This is a genomic window from Maribacter aurantiacus, assembly GCF_005780245.1.
Lineage (GTDB): Bacteria > Bacteroidota > Bacteroidia > Flavobacteriales > Flavobacteriaceae > Maribacter > Maribacter flavus.
Window position 1 is genome coordinate 49,785 of sequence record NZ_VBUK01000002.1, and the last position, 20,544, is coordinate 70,328.

Below are 20,544 nucleotides of genomic sequence, written 5' to 3' on the forward strand. Positions count from 1 at the left end.
GATGTTAAAAACGGTAAAAAAAATACATATAAATTTATGTTTGATTATTGTTATTTTGATTGGACAATCAGCTCAATCCCAAACGTATCTTGAAAATTTTTATGAAATAAGAAATGAATTTGTAACCCTAAATGGGAACTCCTTTTTTTTTGCCTCCTCAACTTCTGGAAAGCAAGGACTTTGGCGTACCGATGGCACACAAAAGGGTACCTATCTGGTAAGCTCATTTTCAGTTGATGAATATAATGTTGGCCAAATTACCGTTTATAATAATGCCCTTTATTTTGCCGCAAGGGATCAAGAAGCTGGATTAGAACTTTGGAAATCAGACGGCACCCCAGCAGGAACCAATTTATTGATGGACATAAACACGGGAAATTCGAGTTCATGGCCTTCCAATTTTACTATTTATGATGGCAAGCTTTATTTTACGGCATCGGACCAATATACGAGTGGGCGTAAAAAGCTATTTCGTACAGATGGAACTGTAGAGGGTACCGGTTTGGCCATGGAAATATTTGATGCTGATGCCTATGAACAAGTTTCAAGTTTGACAGTCGCTAACGGAAAATTATATTTCGTTAGGTCCGGAGTTTTATACGAGACCAATGGTACACAGGAGGGTACTAAAAGCACAGTCGTAGACGGATTGAGTTATAACGTCAGTTCTTTTCATGCCTTTGCGGATGGTATTTATTTTACAACCGATAACCACAATAAAACGTACGTGCGACTTTATCGGTTGACCGATCTAGACAATTATACTATGCTTAAGGAATTTTCAACAGAATCCCATTATGGCTTAGAACTTTATGGTCTTACGGAAGTAGGTGATAAGGTTATTTTTTCTTTGGTCTCTGGGGAGACGTATACAAATGTTCAAGATGCTTTATGGACTACCGATGGCACCCCTGAGGGTACCATTGAATTAATGACCCAAGGTGGTGACGATGACCTCTGGTTTGAGCCACATTTTAGTGGATTTGTTGAGTATAATGGTGAGGTTTATTTTAACGCTGGACCAAAAACTAATGGAGCACTTTGGAAAACAAATGGGACTATACAAGGAACGACCCAAATCATTGCAAATGCCTATATTAGGGATGAAGCTCCAATGATTATTCTAGATGATATGTTGTACTATATGGGTGCAAATTCACTCTTCGAGTTCGACTTTCAAAAGATTGAAAATAGTTCAATATGGCCATTCCAACTTTATAGAAAATCTACCGGAGATAAGTTTTTTATTAAATCTGATGGAAAATTCGTTTATGCAGCGGTTAAAAATGAAAGACAAAAAGATACGTATAACATGGACTTGTTTCATACAGGTCCTAATCCTATAATAAAGGTTAAGGCCCCTTGGGATATATTTAATGGGCAATCCCTAAGGTTCGATACAAAAATTGATAGTCTGGTCAAGAAAGAAATCAATATACAAAATTTTGGTAATGCCCCATTGGCCTTTTCTCAGGTGTTTGTTAGCGGTGAGGGTTTTTATATCAATGGCGATGTAGAAGTTGATTGGTACCAACAAGAGTCTCAAACTTCTTTTCCTCGGCAAATTGGTTCAACTGAAAGAGGAATTTTTGAAATTGGCTTTTTGCCAGGTATGGAAGGCGTGTATTCAGGTTACCTAATTATAAGAAGTAACGACACCTCTCAACCTGAATTTCGGGTAAAGCTTGAAGGTTATGCTTCGGAAGCGCCACCTGAATCAGTAAATGCAACTTTCCCGACCGAAAAGGAAATCAAATGGGAGAATTTGGAAGCACAATTTAATCTTGACAATAATCTTGTTTCAGAAAATGCCACTTCTGGTACGGTAATCGGCAAATTTATGTCAGTATCCGAGCCGGGGAATTTTAATTATCAAATAGTTCAGGGCTCTGGAAGTAGTGATAATCCGGTTTTTGAAATAAATAACGACCAGCTTTTAGTTGGAGGTGAATTTCAGGCAAACAATAAAAAATCCTATACAATTCGGGTAAAGGCTACTGATAGCGATGGTGGCGAATATGAAGAATCAATTGTTATCGAAGTAGAGGAAGAAAGCATAGAGGTTCAACTTGAAGTTTGTGAGCAAATAGCAGTTTCGATGACTAGTGATTTATATGATATTGATTTTCTGAACGATACGGATGCAATCGCTGTTGGCGCACAGGGTATTATCCTCAAAACGACGGATAAAGGTAGTACGTGGGAGCAACTGCATATAATTGAAAGAACGAGTCAGAATCTCTTAAATGCGGACTTACATGATGTACAATTTGTTGATGGAAACGTTGGCTTCGTTCTCGGCTCAAATACCTTATTGCGTACCGATGATGCTGGTGTTAGTTGGAAACCACTAAAAATTGAGAATTTAAATTCCTACCGAAACGCAAAGCTTTGGGCGATTAGTTCTAATGTTCTTTTCCTGTTTGTAAATAATTATCGATCGGGTAATACCCTGTACATAAGTAATGATGGTGGAAGGACATGGGACAATTCTAGCTTTACAGGTTTTCGAGATATGGTCTCGCTATATTTTTACGATGATACATTTGGATTGATAAGCGATAGCTCGGAAGGTTATTATATAACCAATGATGGCGGCCAATCCTGGACTCGTTATGAACCGGAAGTAGATGAATTGAGTTATAACGAAGATATTACCGGCTTTTCATTTATTGATGTAAAAGTGGGATATGCTTCTACTCAAAACGGAAAGGTCTTAAAAACTGAAGATGGTGGGCTGAGTTGGTCATTGATCAATTCGGATTATAGAAATTCAATCAGCCAAATTCATTTTATAGATGAAGACAATGGATATTTGGTTGATGGTTCGCTTTATGAAACTACTGATGGAGGATTGAATTGGAACAAGGCAACAATGGGAAACTGCGTTGATATTAAATCGGTTTCCTTTAATAATTTGGGAGATAATATAGCCGTAGGTACCGGGTGTTATACAGAAAACGGCCGTTCAATTTATACGGCATCATCTAGTAGTTCTTGGAACGAGGTAAGTGCATTAAACGGTACTAGAGAGATACGGGAAGTAATTATCGATGGGCAAGAGGTCTATTTGTTCTCTTCAAGCCAATCACGCAAATCTTTTGATGGCGGAATTACATGGAAGGAATTTAACACTCCCCTAGGGAGAGATCTTTATTATGCGGATAAGATTGGGGATGTTATTTATATAAAAGGAGCCAATGGTTCTTTTTATAAAAGCACGGATGATGGACTTAACTGGAATAAATTAGGTAGCAATGAATCTCTATCCAAATTCGATATTATGGACGAAGACATTATTTTTGCTTTTGGTTCTATTAATGGAGGTGCTTTCAATATTTATAAAACAAACGATGGAGGCCTTACTTGGAATCCATTAGATTCTACACCAGGGCAACGCAATGTACTTGATTTTTTTGATGAAAACCTGGGATTTGTTGGTGGTATTCCTGGAATATCACGTACTAAGGACGGGGGATTAAGTTGGGAAGAACTTACTATAAATCCAGAATTGAATTTATATGTTTATGGTATGGCCTTTGGGAGTGATCAGGTTGGAATTATATCGACGAACGAAGGATTTTACAAAACCGAAAATGGAGGTGATACTTGGTTTGAAATCCCACTGAATGTCCCCTATACAGGTACTATTATTCCGGTAAATGAATTAGAATGGTTTATTAAAAGTCAATCTAACATTTATCGAACGAATGACGGTGGTGAAACTTGGGAAGTTTATTTTAATGCCCAATACGGTATTACTGGTTTGTATTATTTTGAAGGGTCTCTATATTTCTCAGATAACAACGGTGGTGTTAGCCGAATAATGCAAGACCCTCAACCTTTAAATGCTGGCTATATTAACGGTGACTTATCCGTACGGGTTGGAGATCAGGAAATATACAGCGTTGTAAAGCATGCAGATAACAAATATACTTGGTCTGTATCGGGTGGTAATAAGCTGGTTTCTGAGGGCCACTTTGCCAGAGTTACATGGCAAACCCCCGGAGAATACGTGTTAGAGGTCACACCGTATGCAACATGTGAGACCGGTACTGCGGCTCAAATAACGGTCAATGTATACGGACAGATGGCCCCTCCTGATATCAATGGCCCTTTAGAGGTACTTGAAAACAGCAAAGAAATAGAATATACCACGTCCCAAGAAGATCAAGTTAGTTACATTTGGTCGGTTACCGGCCAGCAATCTTTTCAGGTCGAGGGAAATACTTTAATAGTGGATTGGGGAGCTATCGGACAGCAAGAAATTGGACTGATAAAGACCGACTTGCTCTCTGGAATTCGAACTTATAATAACATTAAAGTTGATGTTTTACCGCTAGATCCATTTACTATATTACAGACGAATGCCAGTTGCCGTGAAACGGCCAATGGAAGTCTTCAGATAACTTCACGAATGCCATCAATTTCTTATAGGGCTACATTGTTAGCTAACGGAAATGAATCAAGTATCGAATTTACCGATGAAATACTTTTTGACAACTTGGGAGCAGGTATTTATGACCTATGCATTGAAGATATAGAAAGCGGAAAAGAACATTGTTATCAGTTTACGATTGCCGAACCAGAACCTTTTGAAGTTTCTTCTAAAACAGGGTCCATTTCTTCGAAGGAAGTCAATTTAAAATTTAATGGAGGTTTGCCACCATACACGGTTTTCTTAAATGGGCACCAAATAGCCAAAACAAGCCAATCAACATTAAGTTTTAAAGCTGAAAGGGGAGATACTGTTGAAGTGTTATCATCCGGTACTTGTTCACTTTCTCATATTGAAGAGATACATTTTTCAGGTGAGGTTGAGGTGAGTCCTAACCCGGTGGAGAATTCCTTTACGGTCTTTTTAGGCGATGATTTTCCAGTTGATAAACTGGAAATTTCTGTAAGGATTTTCTCTTCAGGTGGGCAACTAGTATCACAATTTAATACAAGGTTGTCGAATCATACAATTCGTTGCGATGTATCTACATTGCCTTCGGGAATCTATTTCATACAAGTTGGTGATGATGAAACGACTTCTTTTAAGATTATTAAAAAATGAAAAGAATAATCCATTTGACATTTTGCCTTTTAGTTTTGGGGTGTTCCAAAGGAGGAAATGATAATCCTTTGCCCCCCGATCAAGAACTGGAAAATAAACAAGAGGCTGAAAACGGGGAGCTTACAGTTCCGGAGTTGATATTTCCGGAAAAAGATCAACTGTGCCTAGATTCGGAAATCACTTTTAATTGGTCAGATGCCATAAATCCAGAGGGAGGTTCACTGAACTATCAGATACAGATTTCAACTAACCGAGCATTCACAGGTATAGTTGAAGATCAGGTTATACAAGGAACCAGCCTATCCTTGGTGATGGAAAGGGGGCAGGATTATTACTGGCGCGTATTGGCAATAGATTCGAATGGTGATATGAGTGATTTTAGCCCTTCCTCTGCCTTTTACGTTCAAGGTGAAGCCACTAGCAACTACATTCCATTTAACCCTAGCATAACAAGTCCTGAACAGGGTAAGGAAGTAGCTTATGAAAACATTAATCTTCAATGGGAGAGTTCTGACTTGGACAACGATTTCCTAAGGTATGATGTCTACTTGGGAACGACTCAAAGCCCCGGACTTTTTGAATCGGGTCTCACTACAAATACTTTGGAGGTAAGTTTGGAACCAAATCAAATCTACTACTGGCAAGTACATGTTTCCGATGGGTCCTCTAAAAGTATTGGAGGAATATGGAGTTTTACTACGAAATAGAATTTAGTTTTTTCATTTTAAAAAGAGAAGTCCTTTAATTGTTTGATTTTTTTTAGGCAGAGGTGTCAAATATACACTGGCGAACAGCCTATGATTACAATTGTGAGAACTAAAATATTTACGAACAGGAACCCAGTTGTTCTTGTCAGTTTTGAGGGTATATTTATTAAGAATTTGCGGGTAGTTGGTCGCGGTATCTTTACCATATTCCATAAAGTACCTTTTTTACTGGAATTTGTGTACTAACAAAAACTTAAAAATCCGCCAAATACCCATATTGGGTTATATGAGTTAAAGATTCTACGGAAAAAGCACTAAGCGTAATCAGGTAACGGATTTGTAAGGGCATAAAGACTGTTTATGACTTGGAATCTCTATATTGTATCCTATCCCGGATCTCCCCGTTTTCCCTGTGGATAATGACATCCGCATTATATTTTCGTGCCAATCTTTTGGCTTTTTCCAAGGCCGTACTCTGTTTTCGGTGCTTGCTGGTAATACGCTTATTTCCTTCGCGGCGAACGGCCCAACCATCTTCGTAAGGAACCACATGTTGGTGCCAGGTCCTTGTTCTATTTAGGCTTCGGGAGCTATTAAAAAAGACTTCCAGAAGTTCGATTATAGTACGTAGAATGGATTTTTCCGAGGGCATTCTGATTTTTTTGTTTATATCGAAGATAGCATTAATACCTATTGTTACCATTTTTTCCTAGTTACTTTAAGCGTTCCTAAAATGCAGTATAGCAGAAAGCCACCCATAAGGTGGCTTTCAATGTATGGAAGTCAGATTTTTAGTTTTTTATGCTAATACAAAAACAAAAGATTCTGGTCCATTGGTTAAACACTTAATTCTTCATACTTTTTATCCTGTAAGGATGTATTTGCCCCATTTTTCTTTTTCTTGACCCATATCAATTGATCTGGTTTCCAGAGTATCTCATCATTTTTTCCAGGATCCATAATGATGAGGTGGAGCCATTCATTGGCAATCAAGGATTTTAACGATTCGTTATTATCCAATATTTTGTTCACTCTTTTAAGTGGGGCATTGATCACTACGGTTAGCCTTAATGGAGGGTGATACGGGGTATCCTTTTCATCATAAAGGGATTCCCAGGGCAACCCACGTTTAAGATCGCCACCATTGCCCTGCACCACACCGAATTTTCCCGTAACATTATGAGTGGTTTTGGTACCAGCGCCAAAGGCTTCGTTATCCACGGTGGAAAAGTAATAGTGGTTGTTGATCCATTGGGTGACGACCATGGGTCCTTGCATTATAGCTTCTAGGGCCTTTCCTTCAGGATCGGTTTGCCAATCGTAGGAGTGGAGAAAGCACCGCCCGTCCAGATTGTGGTTTTGCGTCAATTTTCTTGGTCCAATCACGAAACTGGCGTTTTTGGCAAGTCCCCATTCCGGCCTTGTTTCCCCCCAATTGCTTGCATTCAATTGTGCTTGGGAGACACTGTTTTTGGTTCGTCCCAATCTTTCCTGCGTCGCAGAAATCTGGGCTTTTTTCAGGTTTATCTTGAGACTTTCCAAGGCTTCTTGGTGCGATTGAGGTGCATCGGCATCAAAAAGTACGATCTCATCGGTGGTAGTATTGTGTTCCGCACCCATAAAATAGGTAGATTCAGGAACTTTCAGCCCATGATGATTCAAAAGTACTTCCCTAACCTCTTTTTCATTGGCGAGTTTTGCCAACATCCGTGCATTGTGCCTTCCCGGCGTTGCCGCGCAGGCACCACAGTCCAAACTGGAACCAAAGGGATTATTGGCAGAATGGCTTCCATGGCCCGCGAAAACTACCAAGGGCGCAAAGTTTTTCCAACCCATTAAATCAAAGGCGGATTTCACAATGGCTACTTTTTCCGTCAAGTCAATGGAAATGGTATGGGAATCCTTTTTGTTGGTATTTTTAATGTCCGGGGTACACACCGTTTCATACGTATTTCCAGTTTTGTTTTTCCATTGGTATATGGAATTAGAAAAAAGGGTGCGTGCCGTAAGGTTAAGTCCGTAAAGAAATCCAGAACCTTCCACAAAACCAAAGGTGGAGGGCAACATATTCTTCATCCGCTTTAGAAAATAGTTCCAAAAGGAACGTATCTCGTTTTTGTTGTCCAGATGATTTTTGGAAGCTTCCTTGTCTTCTTTGGCATTTTCCGAAACCAGATAACAGGATTCCAAAATGGGCGGACAGGCTTTTTGTGACAGGCCGTTCTTTGGGTTTTCGTAATCCATGGCTATACCAAAGAAACCCGCATACCCAAAGGTTTCGTAGTTACCCTGAAATTCCACATGTCTACGGATGAGTTCTGATCTAGTATCTATACAGAATACCATCTGTGCATCGGGCTTCGAATATTCGTTTTTTGAAACGCCGATATCCGACTTTTTTAGGGTCTGTAACAATTCTTTCTGCCAACTTCTTTCCCAAGCCATTAGCCATATATAGTGGAGTTCAGTGGTTTGGTCTTTCGTATTGTTCGATATATCCTTATGTACAAGTCCGAATCCCAACTTTTTATTCGCCCAAAGTCGTACGGCCAAATAGTCCTTAAGGTCGATCGGGGCCTCCTGTTGCCAAGCCTTGAGATTGTTCGCTCTGTGTTTAATGTAACCGGTCCATCCCGGCAAGGCTGCTAGATGTTGGGAAAAGGCTTTCAGGATCACTTCTTCGGGCAATCCATCCAACAACATTTCTAGGGCGTCATCACTGGTTTTGGGAATCATGGTCAACCGAACAATACCTAAACTATCATCGTACGGTGCCAATTTTCTCCAAGCTTGATAAAATCCTTCGGACTTATAGGGCATTTCCCATTCCGCCAGACCTTCGTCCATAAAGGAGGAAAGCCACTTTACCATGTAGCGGTCCAACGCATTTTCCTTAGACTCCGTTCCCTTAGGGGTCTTTTTTGTCATTAGCTCCAAAGAATGCTCAGGAGAATAGGAATACCCTTTCTCCCTTAAAATATCCTTTATTTCGGAAATGGCTATAGCTCCGCTATCCAAGGCTTTTTTGTAAACCGAAGCCTTAGGGAACATTTGCGCCCTTAAGAGGTCCCCGGCTTCTTGGGTTGCCTGTAAAAAATGTCGGCTTTCGAAACCACTTAGGGGATTGGAGGTCACAAACGAATAGAGGGGCCATGTGTTTCCTACGTATTCCGTGGCCCTATCTACTAGTATATCGATGTCCAATTGATTCATGGTGTTAGTTTTTATAATTTAATAAGGATTTTTTGGAGGGTTGGGACAGGCCCAGAAGTTTTACATAAAGCCAAGGGATCTTTCTATAGCTTCCAAGTTTCATGATAAAGAACCCCACTAAGAACACAATACCAAATACAATTTGAAAAGGTGTGATCTGGGTTGGTATAGCAATGATTTCCATCCCGGTCATAAAGGTGGTCACCAATTTATATACGAGGGCATATACCGCGATTCCTGAAATAAAAAGTAACGGGGGCAACACCATTTTCTGCCATCCTTTGAGTGGATTAAGCTTTACGAGATTGTAGGTCATTTGTCCCACGGTGATGGCCGCTATCAGCGTTAAGAATATGCCGCTGTCCCAAGTCAATCCTTTTCCGGTGAGTAGGGCGAAAAGGTAAGCCCCCAGTAAGCTGAATACTAAAACAATCAGCCCTTGGTACCATTTTATACGTATGGACGGCGGGGATTTTGGATGAAGTTTTTCAACCTCTTCCCCGCTGGAGAGAAAAAGGGATGCTTTATAAAACCCATGTAGGATAAGATGCGAGATGGCTGCATTGAAAAAACCAAGGCCGCATTGCATGATCATAAAACCCATCTGCGCAATAGTGGAACACGCCAAACGTTGTTTCACGTTGACTTGGATAAGTTTTGTAAACTGTGCTACGATGGCCGTAAGCCCGCCAATGATGAGCAGTATATCCAAGGTGTTGGATGCAACAATAATGGGCGCCAACAAGGTTAGGATTATTCCAGACCCGTTCACAAAACCTGCATGCATGAGGGCAGATGCAGGAGTAGGGGCCGTCATGGAAGATAGTAACCATTTGTGAAAAGGGAATATGGCAGACTGGATCAAAGCGGCAACAATAATACAAAAAGCTGAAAGCAATAGGATGTATTTTGGAGTTTGTCCAATGGCATCCGTCCAAGCATCCAAGTTGATACTGTTATGGTAGGCGGCGGGCACCAAAAGCCCGACTCCCAACAGAAAACTGCCCAACAAAAAATAGTTTCGGGATAGTTTTTTGGCCTCTTTGGCCTCTCCCCAATCCGCATGGAAGCCAATAAGTCTAGACATGACCAAGCCCATGAGCAACCATCCCAGAAGTAACAGCAGCAAATGTTCCGAAATGATAAAGAAAAGAACTGCAAATGTAAATGCTAGGCAGAGTACCATGAATTTTGACCGCTGCCCCCGTTCCTTAAAATAGAATTTGGCATAGGTACTTATGATGGCACTGAAAAATGATACGGTGGTGAATAGTAGGAGGGTAAAATCATTGGTTCTGAACAAGTCGCCCCATCTCCATTCTGGAATATTCGGGAAATTAACTAGGGTGAAAACTACATTGGCAAGGAATAGGATCCAGAATAAAAAAGGCACCATCCCGGTTACATCGGCTTTGCCTGATTGTCTTTCTGATAAGGTCGGAAAAGTTGTGTATTGTGATGTCATTCTGTTACTTTTTACGATTTCCCTGCGGCCCTCTCATTGTCCTGCTCCATCTTCTTTATGTCCCCCAATAGGTGCACAAGGCCGGTTAAGCCAATAATGAAGGAGCAAACCAATATCTGCTCCAAGAAAATGGACTTGTTTAGATAGGATACCCCAATAAGGATTAGAAGTGCCAGCGCACCAAGCAGCATAAGCGTTGTTTTTTTACTTAATTGCATTTTTTTGTTTTTGAATTCGGATTTTATTTGGTGTTAGTTTATGTGGACAGAAGGAAGGATCAATCCACAAATTTTAGACTTAAGGTACCGTTGATAATGATATTGGTTCCTTTGGAACGCGCCTCGTTTATGATTTCCCGGGCCAATTGTTTTTCCTTCATCAATTGTTCGATCCTACCGTCGAGCCCATTGGTGTTGCACTTATGATTTCCTTCCCACAATTGTAATCTTTGAATTTTATGAAAATTGATTTTTTCATCGATCAAGGCGGTTATCACATCGGATGCCTCGCTGGGGGTGAACGTTCCGTCCACTAGTTGAATCGTTCTTTGCTCTTTTTTGACTTTGGATAATTCTTTGGTTTCCATGGATTGCGTTTTTAAATTTTACAGTGCAAAGATGTACCATTAAAATCATTAAATTTTATTTATATTTATAATGTTAAACATTAAAATATTTTATGAACTATACGTTGCACCAGCTTCAGATATTCCTAAAAATAGCTGAATTACAAAGCATTACGAAGGCATCGGAAGAATTGCATTTGACCCAACCTGCAGTATCAATACAATTAAAAAACTTTCAAGATCAATTTCCAATTCCATTAACGGAAGTGGTTGGGCGCCGACTTTTTATAACCGATTTTGGAACTGAAATCGCCCAAGCGGCCCAAAGAATCCTGGAACAGGTACAGGAAATTGACCACAGGACGGTGGCCTATCAAGGGAAGCTTTCAGGTAGGTTGAAACTATCTGTCGTATCTACCGGAAAATATGTCATGCCCTATTTTTTGTCGGATTTTATCAAGGAACATGATGGCATTGAGCTGATCATGGACGTGACCAATAAAACCAAGGTCGTACGAAGTTTGGAGGAGAACGAGGTCGATTTCGCCCTGGTGTCCGTACTTCCCGATAAATTAAGTGTTTCCGGAGTGGAGCTAATGCCCAACAAACTGTTCTATGTAAGCAATTATCATCGGGAATTGCCCAAAAAGGTCTCTAAAAAATACCTATTCGAAAAAATTCCCCTTATTTACAGGGAACCTGGATCGGCCACCAGAAATGCTATGGAGTATTTTATTTCCCAAAACCGCTATTCGGTCACCAAAAAATTGGAGCTTACTTCTAACGAAGCGGTAAAACAGGCCGTAATTGCGGGGTTGGGTTGTTCCATAATGCCCTTGATCGGCATCAAGAACGCCTTAAAAAGCAACGAACTCAAGATTGTTCCCGTTCAGGGACTCCCCATCACAACAACATGGAACCTCATTTGGCTCAAATCCAAAAATTTGTCGCCAGTTGCCTTGGCACTTTTGGAGTATTTGGAACAGGAAAAAGATGTCATTATCCAGAAAAAATTCGGGTGGGTGGATGGTTTTTGAACCCCTGTATGAATATCTTCTTATTAACTAAAATTCAAAAAAAAAGCTCCCTGTCTTCTCCTATTTTTGATTTCCCCCGAAACTCAAAATGGTTATCAACAAGGAGCTTTTTAAACTCACCTTTATTTAAGAGGTGCTATTGAAACTAACTCAAATATCCGCCGATAGTATGGACCAAGTTTGGAATTGGCCTTCTTCCTGGGCTTGACCTTGACCAAAAACCACGTAAATCTTGTCGTTAAAAACAGCCATGGAATGAATGGTCTCCAGATTCGGGCTGGAAAGATTGGTCTCCAATTCAGTAAAAACCCCTGTGTTTGTATCGTAGACGCCCAAATAAGGTTCCCGGTCCAATAACATGTTCTCAGGGGACACAGTTTCTATTCTACCTGCCACATATATTAGGTTTTGTGTCTTACCGGTAAAAGTAAAATCGATGGCTGTAGGCAACTGTTCCACTGTCAGTTCAGAAGTGTTTAGATCAAAAATATAAATGGTATCCTTGGCCGGTGGTGTAAAAAAAGCGGTCTGTCCACCAAAAATATAAAGCTTGTCGTTCACAATTTCGGCACGGGCTCCCGATCTAGGTTCTGGCATGGTAGCAAATTCTCCAAGGGTCTGTGTTTCCGTATCAAAAACCAGGATTTTATCTGTCAGGTTATTGTCTAGGTCACCGCCTACGATATAGATTTTGTTGCCAAGGACTGCCGTTCCAAATCGGCTAAGTCCCAAAAATGGAATTCCAAGGGCCGCACCGTAATCCTGTGTGCTTACCGGATCGTTCTGTAATTCCAAATCGTAAATGTTGATTCTTTGACCACCGGCCACATAAATTTTATCGTCAATGATATTTACTTGTTTGGAAACAAAGTCAAGTAGTGGATTAATTCTTTTGCTAAGGGATTCGCTGGAAATATCAAATTTTCTTATTTTTTCGATATTGGCATCAAGTGTAGGATCGTATTCCCTGTTTGCCAAGTAAAAACTATTGCTCGTAAGCGAACCAACCATTCCAGGAGCACCACTATCTATAAAGTTGGAGGCAAAAGTGAACGCTTCGGTAAATTCTAGCATGGAACTGGGCACCTGTTGGTAGTCTGTCGCCAATTTGGGAACCAATGTTAGTTCCATGCTTCTATTGTCACCAAAATCCCAAGTCGCCATTGGGTTTTGGGTTGAAAGATCCAACACAAAGTTGTTGTTAAAGGCCTCAATCTGTGTGGAACTGTTTTCGACGAAATCAAAGGTGCTCTCGGCAGGGCTCGCGTAGAGTTCCGTCAATGCGTCCACTTCGCTTAAGGCACCAATATCGAATGCGAAACCAGGATTCCAGACTAAACTACCTTCAAACTCCGATTTACCGGTGGCGTGGACCGTGTTTTTAAATATAAACTCGTCGTCCACTATATTGAAAGCCCCCGTAATATTAAAACTACCATTGGAATTGGTCAGTATTGCCGAGGCTATACGCCACACCTTTTCATTGTCCGCTGTAATTTCGGTAATGATTTCAGCGCGTTCGGCGGACAGAATTTCCTCCGGACTTAGTTGGGGTTCCTGTTCTTCCTCTACTGTTTCCTCCTCGGTTTCTTCCGTAATTTCCTCTATGACACTGGGGGTATCATCATTGTTACAAGCTAAAATAAGAACTGCGGTAAGGGTCATTAGAAATAATCGTTTCATCTTCATTTTTTTGTGTTTTGTGGGTTTTGGATATCATTTTGCCTTTTAAGAGGTGCTGATTTTCCAAAAGCCGGATTTCAACAAAGGTTTATTGTTGGCAAACTAGATAGATGTATTAGGAAAGTAAATACCCAACAATGGGTATTTTAAAGCAATATTCATTTAATATAATAAGGAAAGAGAAAGGGTAAATTCTAAAGGGAAGATGTGGGGACTCCAATATTGGAACTTGAACTGGGGGATTACCTTCGGCTCTCCCTCCTTGCCGTAGTTGAAAATCAAAATTTCAATCCTATGAATCGTAAATGTTTTCGCCCAAAACAGCAAAACCGCACATAAATGTGCGGCTTTTTGCTTAATCGTGGAGCCGGGGACGGCCGAGCGTTAAAAAAAGGTCTTGTAGACCTTTTTTGCGCTTCGGCTACGCTCAGCATAAACTTAGGAGCGAGCTTGCCGCGCTGGCCTTCGGTGCTCGATGGCGTAACGAAAAAAGCCACCTAAAATGGTGGCTATTGGAGTGGAGCCGGAGGATTGGCTAAAGCCTTGACCTCCTAACCGTAATTGAAAATCAAAATTTCAATCCTATGGATTGCAAATGCTAATCTCACAAAATGAAAAAGCGAGCTTTTTCATTTGCTCGCTTTCGCATTTAATTCTAAATTTTGACTTTAGTGGAGCCGGAGGGATTCGAACCCTCGTCCAAACAAGCAACGTCAGTGCTTTCTACATGCTTAGTATCTGTTTGGTTTTCGATGTGCACCTGACCAGAAACCGCCTAATGCACACTTATCTTCTTAAGGTTTTAGAGGCACCGCCAAAGCGAGCGGATACCCTTGTGTTGACTTTTCTGGTGCTCCTAAATGAATCGCCGTCAACAAGGGCTATTCAGGAACATCTCGCTTCCCTACCTTGTAGGGACGAGGCATATCTTACTATAATTCAGATTATGCGGCAAGAGCGTAATTATTTTCGCCAATTAAAAGTGTGAAGTATGATATTAACGAGCTGTACCCCAGCGCTCGGCATGCTTACATTGCCATTGGTCTCGCTGTCAAAACCAGTCGGCCCCGTAATGGGATGTCATTCCCGCACCGGCGGGAATCTATCACTTTTTTGTCAAAGAACTATAACGGTACGTAGTACGGTAAAGGGTTGGGCGTTTCCCTTTTCGTGAAACTTCAATGGGTCAGGCTTTCGGCTTTATCTTTTTCTGTTATTTTGAGCGGAGTCGAAAAACAGAAAAAGGATATCGCCTCAATCCTTAACGCAAATTTTCAACCAAGTCATCCTGGGCGTAGTCAAAGGATCTAACGCGCGGGACGCAAAGCTAACAAAAGTTTGGCATACGCTACAATTTTGGGAAAGCCTAATCCCAACTCTCCTTATTTACTTATTTTAGCGCAAAATCCATACCAAGAATATATGAAGTTCGGAATCATCAGAGAGCGTAAGAATCCCCCAGATCGCAGGGTGGTATTGTCACCACAGGCCTGTCAAAAAGTCTTGAGTACCTTTCCTAAAGCAAGGATTTTCGTGGAACCATCGCCCATTAGGGCCTTTGATGATGAATCGTACAGGCAATTGGGGATACCGGTTGAAAACACCATGGAAACTTGTGATGTGCTTTTGGGCGTGAAGGAAGTACCCATCAATGCCCTCATTCCCAACAAAAAATACTTTTTCTTTTCGCATACGATAAAAAAGCAGCCGTATAATCGGGATTTGCTACGGGCCATTTTGGACAGGAATATCGAATTATATGACCATGAGGTCATTACAAATCCCAAGGAACAGCGTTTGGTAGCTTTTGGGCGCTATGCAGGTATTGTTGGGGCCTATAATGGTTTCCGTACCTACGGATTAAAATTTGATCTGTTCAAGTTGCCAAAAGCAAATGCCTTGCCAGACCAGCAAGCATTGATCAGTGAATTGAGAAACATCAAACTGCCCAACATAAAGATACTACTTACGGGTAGGGGCAGGGTAGGGAACGGAGCCCGTGAAATGTTGGATGGCATGGGTCTGCGGCGCGTTAGTGTCGCCGAATATTTGGAGGAAGATTTTAATGAACCGGTCTATTGCCAGATCGATGCTGGGGAATACAACAAACGCAAGGACGGGGTGCGTGGAAACAAGGCCGACTTCTTTGCACACCCCGAAGAATATAAATCCAATTTTTTCCGGTTTGCAAAAGTGACGGACTTTTACATTGCCGGACATTTTTACGGCCAAGGGGCACCCTATCTCTATACCCGCGAGGATGCTAAACACCCTGATTTTAAGATAAAGGTAGTAGCAGATGTAAGTTGCGATATTAACGGTCCCGTGGCTTCCACAATCAGACCATCAACCATTGAAGATCCCATTTATGGGTACGACCCACAAACGGAAAGCGAAACCGATTATAAAAATCCCAATGCCATCGCCGTCATGGCCGTGGACAACCTTCCCTGTGAATTGCCCCGCGATGCTAGCCAGGGTTTTGGGGAGGCTTTCGTAAAAAATGTAATTCCTGCTTTCTTTAATGGGGATGCGGACGGTATTTTACAAAGGGCGCGGATGACGCAAAATGGCAAATTGACATCTCGATATGCCTATTTACAAGACTACGTTTCAAATTGAATTTGGGATTTATTGATAGATATTTAAGGGTAACTTTAGATAAACGACATTAATTCTAAGGATGTGTTCCTAAATTATACCTATTGTAATTGCTAGAAAACTAGGAATTCACTTAAGACTCATGAGTATAACTGACGATAAAAATCCTATTCAATCGATTTACGGAATTAACATTCTACAATAGTTTCTTTAAATCGCCTTCTCTATCTAAAGGAAACCGCGATTCATCGAAACAAATATCCATCTTGGAATTAACGCTCCTACAGGGGTTTTGGAAGGAGGTAATTTTATTCTTCAAATGGAAAGGATATGTTTAAAACCCTCGTTGCAATGGATGTCTTTGAGCTTAAGAGCTCACGTCCTGTTCTTTTGTTAATTTCGCCAGGTCTTTATCTTTATAGCATGGCTATTGGACAGCTAGACCCAGGGCGTGCGGAATTGGATTGGTCACCTGAGATTTTGAGTCTTTTTTTCTTGGGGGTGGGGTTAACCCCTTTTTTCTTTAAATCTTGGTGTCGAAAGTATTATGGATATATCGTTTTCTCCGTCCTATTGTTGTTCGCCCATTATTTGATAATAACCTCTGCCCTGAACCAATTTCATCTTTCCTATCTTTTGGGTACCTATGTGGTCCTTTTTGGAGGTATTCTTCTGCTGAACCATCGGATCTGGATAATTATTTATACATTTTCCTCCTTTGTTCATTTATTGGTTCAATTACGGTCGGCGGACTTTTCCCCATCCGATGGTGGAGCAATTTTGTTGTCGCTGGCGACCATTTTCATTTTTTCCACTTTTATCCAGAACGGTTTTATTCGGTATAAATATAAACTCCGAAAGCAAAATATAGATTTGGAGTTCGAGATAAAACAGCGTACAAAGGCCTTGGAAAAAAGGGCCCGTGAACTATCCGTCAAAAACAAGGAACTGGAGGAATTTGCCTATGTGGTTTCCCATGATATGAAAAGTCCGTTGCGCAATGTACATTCATTGGGCGCATGGATTTTGGAAGATATAAACGATGGCCGATTGGAACAGGGCAAGGTCAACCTCCAACTTTTAATGGACCAAGTGGCTCAAATGGATATACTTGTAGATGGAATACTTAAATACTCACTAGGAATCGAAAAAAAGACAGTTACAACACTTTTGGATTTAAATGAGGTTTTGGATGGTCTCATTAGGGCCAATTCCTCGGATAAGGTTGTTATTGAAAAAGACAGCTCACTACCCCGCTTAGTGGCAGACCGAAGCCAAATGATACAGGTTTTCCAAAATATGATCCAGAATGCGATTACGTATAATGACAAGCCCATTGCATATATCAATATAGGTGTTATGGACGAAGTAGATCGCTTTACCTTTTATGTACAGGATAACGGAATAGGCATTGCACGCGAGCATTTTGACCGAATTTTTAAACTATTTCAAAAGTTGAACGATGATAAAAGCGGCGAATCCGGTGGAATAGGGCTGGCACTGGTAAAAAAGATAGTATCCAAAAATGGTGGAGATATCTGGTTGGAAAGCAAAGAAGGAAAAGGAACCACTTTTTTCTTTTCCTTTTTTAAGGAGGATGTGCTTTTTAATTTTGGTAGCAAGAAAAACCTTAAGGAATCATTCGCTTGCGCTGAGGTTCCATGAAATTATGGGGTTCTTTCTGGGTGCTATATAAGCTCCTAGGGCCTTTAGTTTCAGGGTCATTTCTTCCATGCTTTCCAAGGTCTTGATAAGCAGCGTTTCAGAAGTACCGGCCTTCAACGTGAAAATGGCCGGTTTGCTATAAAACGAGTATTCCGTCGCATTCTCGAAAATTAGGTCGCTACTGCTCAAATTTTCCAGCACCACTTCCAATACATAGCTGTCCTTTATATATTTTACGGAGTTGACTTTAACACTATTTTGGATCAGAGGCACAAGATAGGCCTCCCTTCCTACCAAAAGATCATTGTAAATCGCTACGGTCCTTCCGGCAAAAAGGGCTTCCTTGATCGAGGGAAGCGTCTTTTCTTTCGCAAAAACCAAGGTGATGGGGCGGTGGTTTCCCTTTTCGGTATAGTCCCAATCGATGAGTCCGTGCACATCACTTGTTCCCATAATGGTAAGATTGTACTCCAAGGCGAGCGCAAGGGATTCCTCTGCGTAGTCCAAACTGTTAATGACTTCTATGCCATGCAGCTGTCCTTTCTCCACAAGGCTTTTTTGGAAATCGCTCATGATGGGCGTACCTTTTGGGCTTTGTGCATACCACGCTGGATGGTTCCAAAAAACATAGGCACCTTGTTTATTGGCCTCCTTAAAGGCATTTTCCGCTTTTTCCTGAAGAATTGGATTGGCGTCCTCGATGAAAACCGCGTTGTTATGTCCCATAGGTGCGCTTCTGGTTATTTCCGAACCGTGCACGATCAATAGGTCATGGTCCTTGGCTTCCTGAAGTGCAATTTCGTACGAACGGTTTCTGTCCGGATGGGGTATATCTTCAGAATGCGGCTGATACTCCAAATGCTCCGTCAAACTTATCACGTCCAAATTATCCCTGAGGGCTTCTTGCACACGGATATTTGGCCATACATTTCCATCCGAAAATACGGTATGCATGTGTAGATCGGTCTTTACGGTTATATAGTTAGGAATATCTGGGAAAGTTAATGGTCTGGAACTGCGATGCGTGTGTTCTTGTCCCGAAACCAAGAATAGGGAAAATAAAAAGAAGAGAACGGAGTAATTATTTTTCATGGTGTTTAAAAATAGAACTTTTTGTATTTTCAGTGGTTACCTAAGCGTATGCCCAAGATTATTAAATAATTAATTTGAAAATAGTTATTGGTTAGGCTCGAACAGATCTGTATTGGGCCAAGCATCCTGTCGTTCTATCATGTTGTTCATAAATGTATGGATAGCGTCCAAAACCGTGGCAAAATTCGATTCCCCACTATTTACAAGAACAACATAAGAAAATGGATGTCCAACATGCAAAGCTGCCAATGTTCCTGGTAATGCCCCGTTATGTGTCCAACTACTCCTTAAAAGGTAACTTACTCCGTTCCCTGCCGGTAATATATTGTTAACATTGAATCTGCCATCTGATTTTACTGCAAGTAGGGCCAAGGATTTTGCATTGGATACCCATCCACCGGCAGCGTCCAATCGTTCTATATTCATGCTGTAAGGAGAAGCCCAAGAAGAATAATATTTGGTTTCATCAGGTAGTTTACCTTCAAGAGTGCTTTTCCCCATGTAAACCTCATGGATTAAATTGGGTTCCAAAATGTTCTCTTTTACATAATCTTTATAGCGTTGGCCGCTTTTGGCTTCAATAATTTTTCCCAATAAGGCGTACCCAAAATTGGAGTATTGAAAACGGAGACCGGGTTCAAAGGTCAACGAGCGCTCATCCAAGACCCTATCTGCTAGAACATTAAAATTTAAATCGACTTGCTCGAACATGATATCGGTTGGTTCGTTAGCAAAACCAGCGGTATGTTCCACTAAGTGGTCAACGGTAATCTGCAACTCGTTATTTTCTATGGGAAGGTTGCCGTAAGTATTTCCTAAGATTGAATTGGCCCCGAAAACACGCTCATCCAAACTGAGTTTTCCATCAAGCATCAATTTTGAGATTGCTAAAAGGGTAATGGGTTTTGATATACTTGCAATCCTGAACAAAGTGGAGTTGGAAACAGGTAAATTTTTCTCGACATCTGAAATCCCAAAAGCTTTGAGGTATACCAATTTTTCATTTCGGATAATAGCCATTTGGGCACCACGAAAATTGTTTTGGGCCATGAATCTCTCAAAATCGGAAGTTATTTCATTTAGGGAAACCTGAACAGTAGGTTGTTGCCCTTGCTCCTCAATAAATTCTGTAGGAGGGGAAGCCTCTTTGATTTCGTTAGTTTCTGGAGTCGAAATGGGCGCATCCGTGCTTTCTTTTTCACAAGAAAACATTAAAAAAGAGAGAAAGCTGAAAAGAAGTATTTTTTTCATAATACCCAGTTTCAATATTATTTAAAGATACTAATAATCTCAATTTTAAGCCAATTGAAAGTACCTACAGATTAATTGGTGATTATGATAAATCATAGGTTTAGATAACCTTGGACCCTCAAGAACAATTTTGGAAAATCTTTGGTATACAAAAATTAAAGTATCTACCAAGAGTAAGATTCATTGGTTTTTGGAATAACATTTAG

General features: G+C 40.8%; 13 protein-coding genes and 1 other RNA gene. 5 read left to right on the forward strand and 9 right to left on the reverse strand.

Annotation, left to right across the window (positions count from 1 at the left end; translation table 11 throughout):
* Window position 1: 1 nt before the first annotated feature.
* On the forward strand, window positions 2-5,059 hold the full coding sequence (locus FEK29_RS05405; RefSeq protein WP_138257407.1) for an ELWxxDGT repeat protein: 5,058 nt from the start codon (window positions 2-4) through the stop codon (window positions 5,057-5,059).
* Entirely contained in the window at window positions 5,056-5,766 is a 711-nt protein-coding gene (locus FEK29_RS05410; RefSeq protein WP_138257408.1) for a fibronectin type III domain-containing protein, read from the forward strand. The genes FEK29_RS05405 and FEK29_RS05410 overlap by 4 nt, the downstream gene beginning before the upstream one ends.
* Window positions 5,767-6,124: 358 nt before the next feature.
* Here the strand turns inward: FEK29_RS05410 and FEK29_RS05415 are convergent, their stop codons facing one another.
* The 5 genes from FEK29_RS05415 to FEK29_RS05435 all read right to left on the reverse strand — a co-directional run bounded on the left by FEK29_RS05415 (window position 6,125) and on the right by FEK29_RS05435 (window position 11,030).
* Entirely contained in the window at window positions 6,125-6,418 is a 294-nt protein-coding gene (locus tag FEK29_RS05415) for a DUF2188 domain-containing protein (RefSeq protein ID WP_138257409.1), read from the reverse strand.
* 185 nt (window positions 6,419-6,603) lie between these two features.
* Window positions 6,604-8,979 carry a DUF2309 domain-containing protein gene (locus tag FEK29_RS05420; protein WP_138257410.1) on the reverse strand — a complete coding sequence of 792 codons (2,376 nt, stop codon included), beginning with the start codon at window positions 8,977-8,979 and terminating at the stop codon, window positions 6,604-6,606.
* Between the two features lie 4 nt (window positions 8,980-8,983).
* On the reverse strand, window positions 8,984-10,444 hold the full coding sequence (locus FEK29_RS05425; RefSeq protein WP_138257411.1) for a proton-conducting transporter transmembrane domain-containing protein: 1,461 nt from the start codon (window positions 10,442-10,444) through the stop codon (window positions 8,984-8,986).
* A gap of 11 nt (window positions 10,445-10,455) precedes the next feature.
* Entirely contained in the window at window positions 10,456-10,662 is a 207-nt protein-coding gene (locus FEK29_RS05430; RefSeq protein ID WP_138257412.1) for a hypothetical protein, read from the reverse strand.
* 59 nt (window positions 10,663-10,721) lie between these two features.
* Window positions 10,722-11,030: a hypothetical protein gene (locus FEK29_RS05435; protein WP_138257413.1), complete on the reverse strand. Its 309-nt coding sequence runs from the start codon at window positions 11,028-11,030 to the stop codon at window positions 10,722-10,724.
* A 92-nt stretch (window positions 11,031-11,122) separates the two neighbouring features.
* Between FEK29_RS05435 and FEK29_RS05440 the strand changes: the two genes are divergently transcribed.
* Window positions 11,123-12,046: a LysR family transcriptional regulator gene (locus FEK29_RS05440; protein WP_138257414.1), complete on the forward strand. Its 924-nt coding sequence runs from the start codon at window positions 11,123-11,125 to the stop codon at window positions 12,044-12,046.
* Window positions 12,047-12,196: 150 nt separating this feature from the next.
* Here the strand turns inward: FEK29_RS05440 and FEK29_RS05445 are convergent, their stop codons facing one another.
* Complete coding sequence (locus FEK29_RS05445) at window positions 12,197-13,729, reverse strand: Kelch repeat-containing protein (protein WP_161595320.1); 1,533 nt, start codon at window positions 13,727-13,729, stop codon at window positions 12,197-12,199.
* Window positions 13,730-14,398: 669 nt separating this feature from the next.
* Window positions 14,399-14,798: a transfer-messenger RNA gene (gene ssrA / locus FEK29_RS05450) on the reverse strand.
* A gap of 353 nt (window positions 14,799-15,151) precedes the next feature.
* Here ssrA and FEK29_RS05455 point away from each other — a divergent pair.
* Together FEK29_RS05455 and FEK29_RS05460 are read left to right on the forward strand one after the other, a co-directional pair.
* Window positions 15,152-16,351: an NAD(P)-dependent oxidoreductase gene (locus tag FEK29_RS05455; protein ID WP_138257416.1), complete on the forward strand. Its 1,200-nt coding sequence runs from the start codon at window positions 15,152-15,154 to the stop codon at window positions 16,349-16,351.
* Between the two features lie 309 nt (window positions 16,352-16,660).
* On the forward strand, window positions 16,661-17,995 hold the full coding sequence (locus tag FEK29_RS05460) for a sensor histidine kinase (RefSeq protein ID WP_138257417.1): 1,335 nt from the start codon (window positions 16,661-16,663) through the stop codon (window positions 17,993-17,995).
* Here the strand turns inward: FEK29_RS05460 and FEK29_RS05465 are convergent.
* Both FEK29_RS05465 and FEK29_RS05470 read right to left on the reverse strand, forming a co-directional pair.
* Window positions 17,969-19,087 (reverse strand): Sb-PDE family phosphodiesterase, encoded by a 1,119-nt coding sequence (locus tag FEK29_RS05465; protein ID WP_138257418.1) that lies wholly within the window; start codon window positions 19,085-19,087, stop codon window positions 17,969-17,971. The two genes, FEK29_RS05460 and FEK29_RS05465, sit on opposite strands and share 27 nt — an antisense overlap.
* An 84-nt stretch (window positions 19,088-19,171) precedes the next feature.
* The gene (locus FEK29_RS05470) at window positions 19,172-20,338 is read right to left on the reverse strand and encodes a serine hydrolase domain-containing protein (protein ID WP_138257419.1); all 1,167 of its coding nucleotides are present in this window, start codon (window positions 20,336-20,338) and stop codon (window positions 19,172-19,174) included.
* Between the last annotated feature and the right edge of the window lie 206 nt (window positions 20,339-20,544).

Excerpts from the sequence above, each read along its gene's own strand:
- FEK29_RS05405 (WP_138257407.1), top strand. The coding sequence starts at position 2 with ATGTTAAAAACGGTAAAAAAAATACATATAAATTTATGTTTGATTATT.
- FEK29_RS05410 (WP_138257408.1), top strand. The coding sequence starts at position 5,056 with ATGAAAAGAATAATCCATTTGACATTTTGCCTTTTAGTTTTGGGGTGT.
- FEK29_RS05415 (WP_138257409.1), bottom strand. The coding sequence starts at position 6,418 with ATGCCCTCGGAAAAATCCATTCTACGTACTATAATCGAACTTCTGGAA.
- FEK29_RS05420 (WP_138257410.1), bottom strand. The coding sequence starts at position 8,979 with ATGAATCAATTGGACATCGATATACTAGTAGATAGGGCCACGGAATAC.
- FEK29_RS05425 (WP_138257411.1), bottom strand. The coding sequence starts at position 10,444 with ATGACATCACAATACACAACTTTTCCGACCTTATCAGAAAGACAATCA.
- FEK29_RS05430 (WP_138257412.1), bottom strand. The coding sequence starts at position 10,662 with ATGCAATTAAGTAAAAAAACAACGCTTATGCTGCTTGGTGCGCTGGCA.
- FEK29_RS05435 (WP_138257413.1), bottom strand. The coding sequence starts at position 11,030 with ATGGAAACCAAAGAATTATCCAAAGTCAAAAAAGAGCAAAGAACGATT.
- FEK29_RS05440 (WP_138257414.1), top strand. The coding sequence starts at position 11,123 with ATGAACTATACGTTGCACCAGCTTCAGATATTCCTAAAAATAGCTGAA.
- FEK29_RS05445 (WP_161595320.1), bottom strand. The coding sequence starts at position 13,729 with ATGAAACGATTATTTCTAATGACCCTTACCGCAGTTCTTATTTTAGCT.
- FEK29_RS05455 (WP_138257416.1), top strand. The coding sequence starts at position 15,152 with ATGAAGTTCGGAATCATCAGAGAGCGTAAGAATCCCCCAGATCGCAGG.
- FEK29_RS05460 (WP_138257417.1), top strand. The coding sequence starts at position 16,661 with ATGTTTAAAACCCTCGTTGCAATGGATGTCTTTGAGCTTAAGAGCTCA.
- FEK29_RS05465 (WP_138257418.1), bottom strand. The coding sequence starts at position 19,087 with ATGAAAAATAATTACTCCGTTCTCTTCTTTTTATTTTCCCTATTCTTG.
- FEK29_RS05470 (WP_138257419.1), bottom strand. The coding sequence starts at position 20,338 with ATGAAAAAAATACTTCTTTTCAGCTTTCTCTCTTTTTTAATGTTTTCT.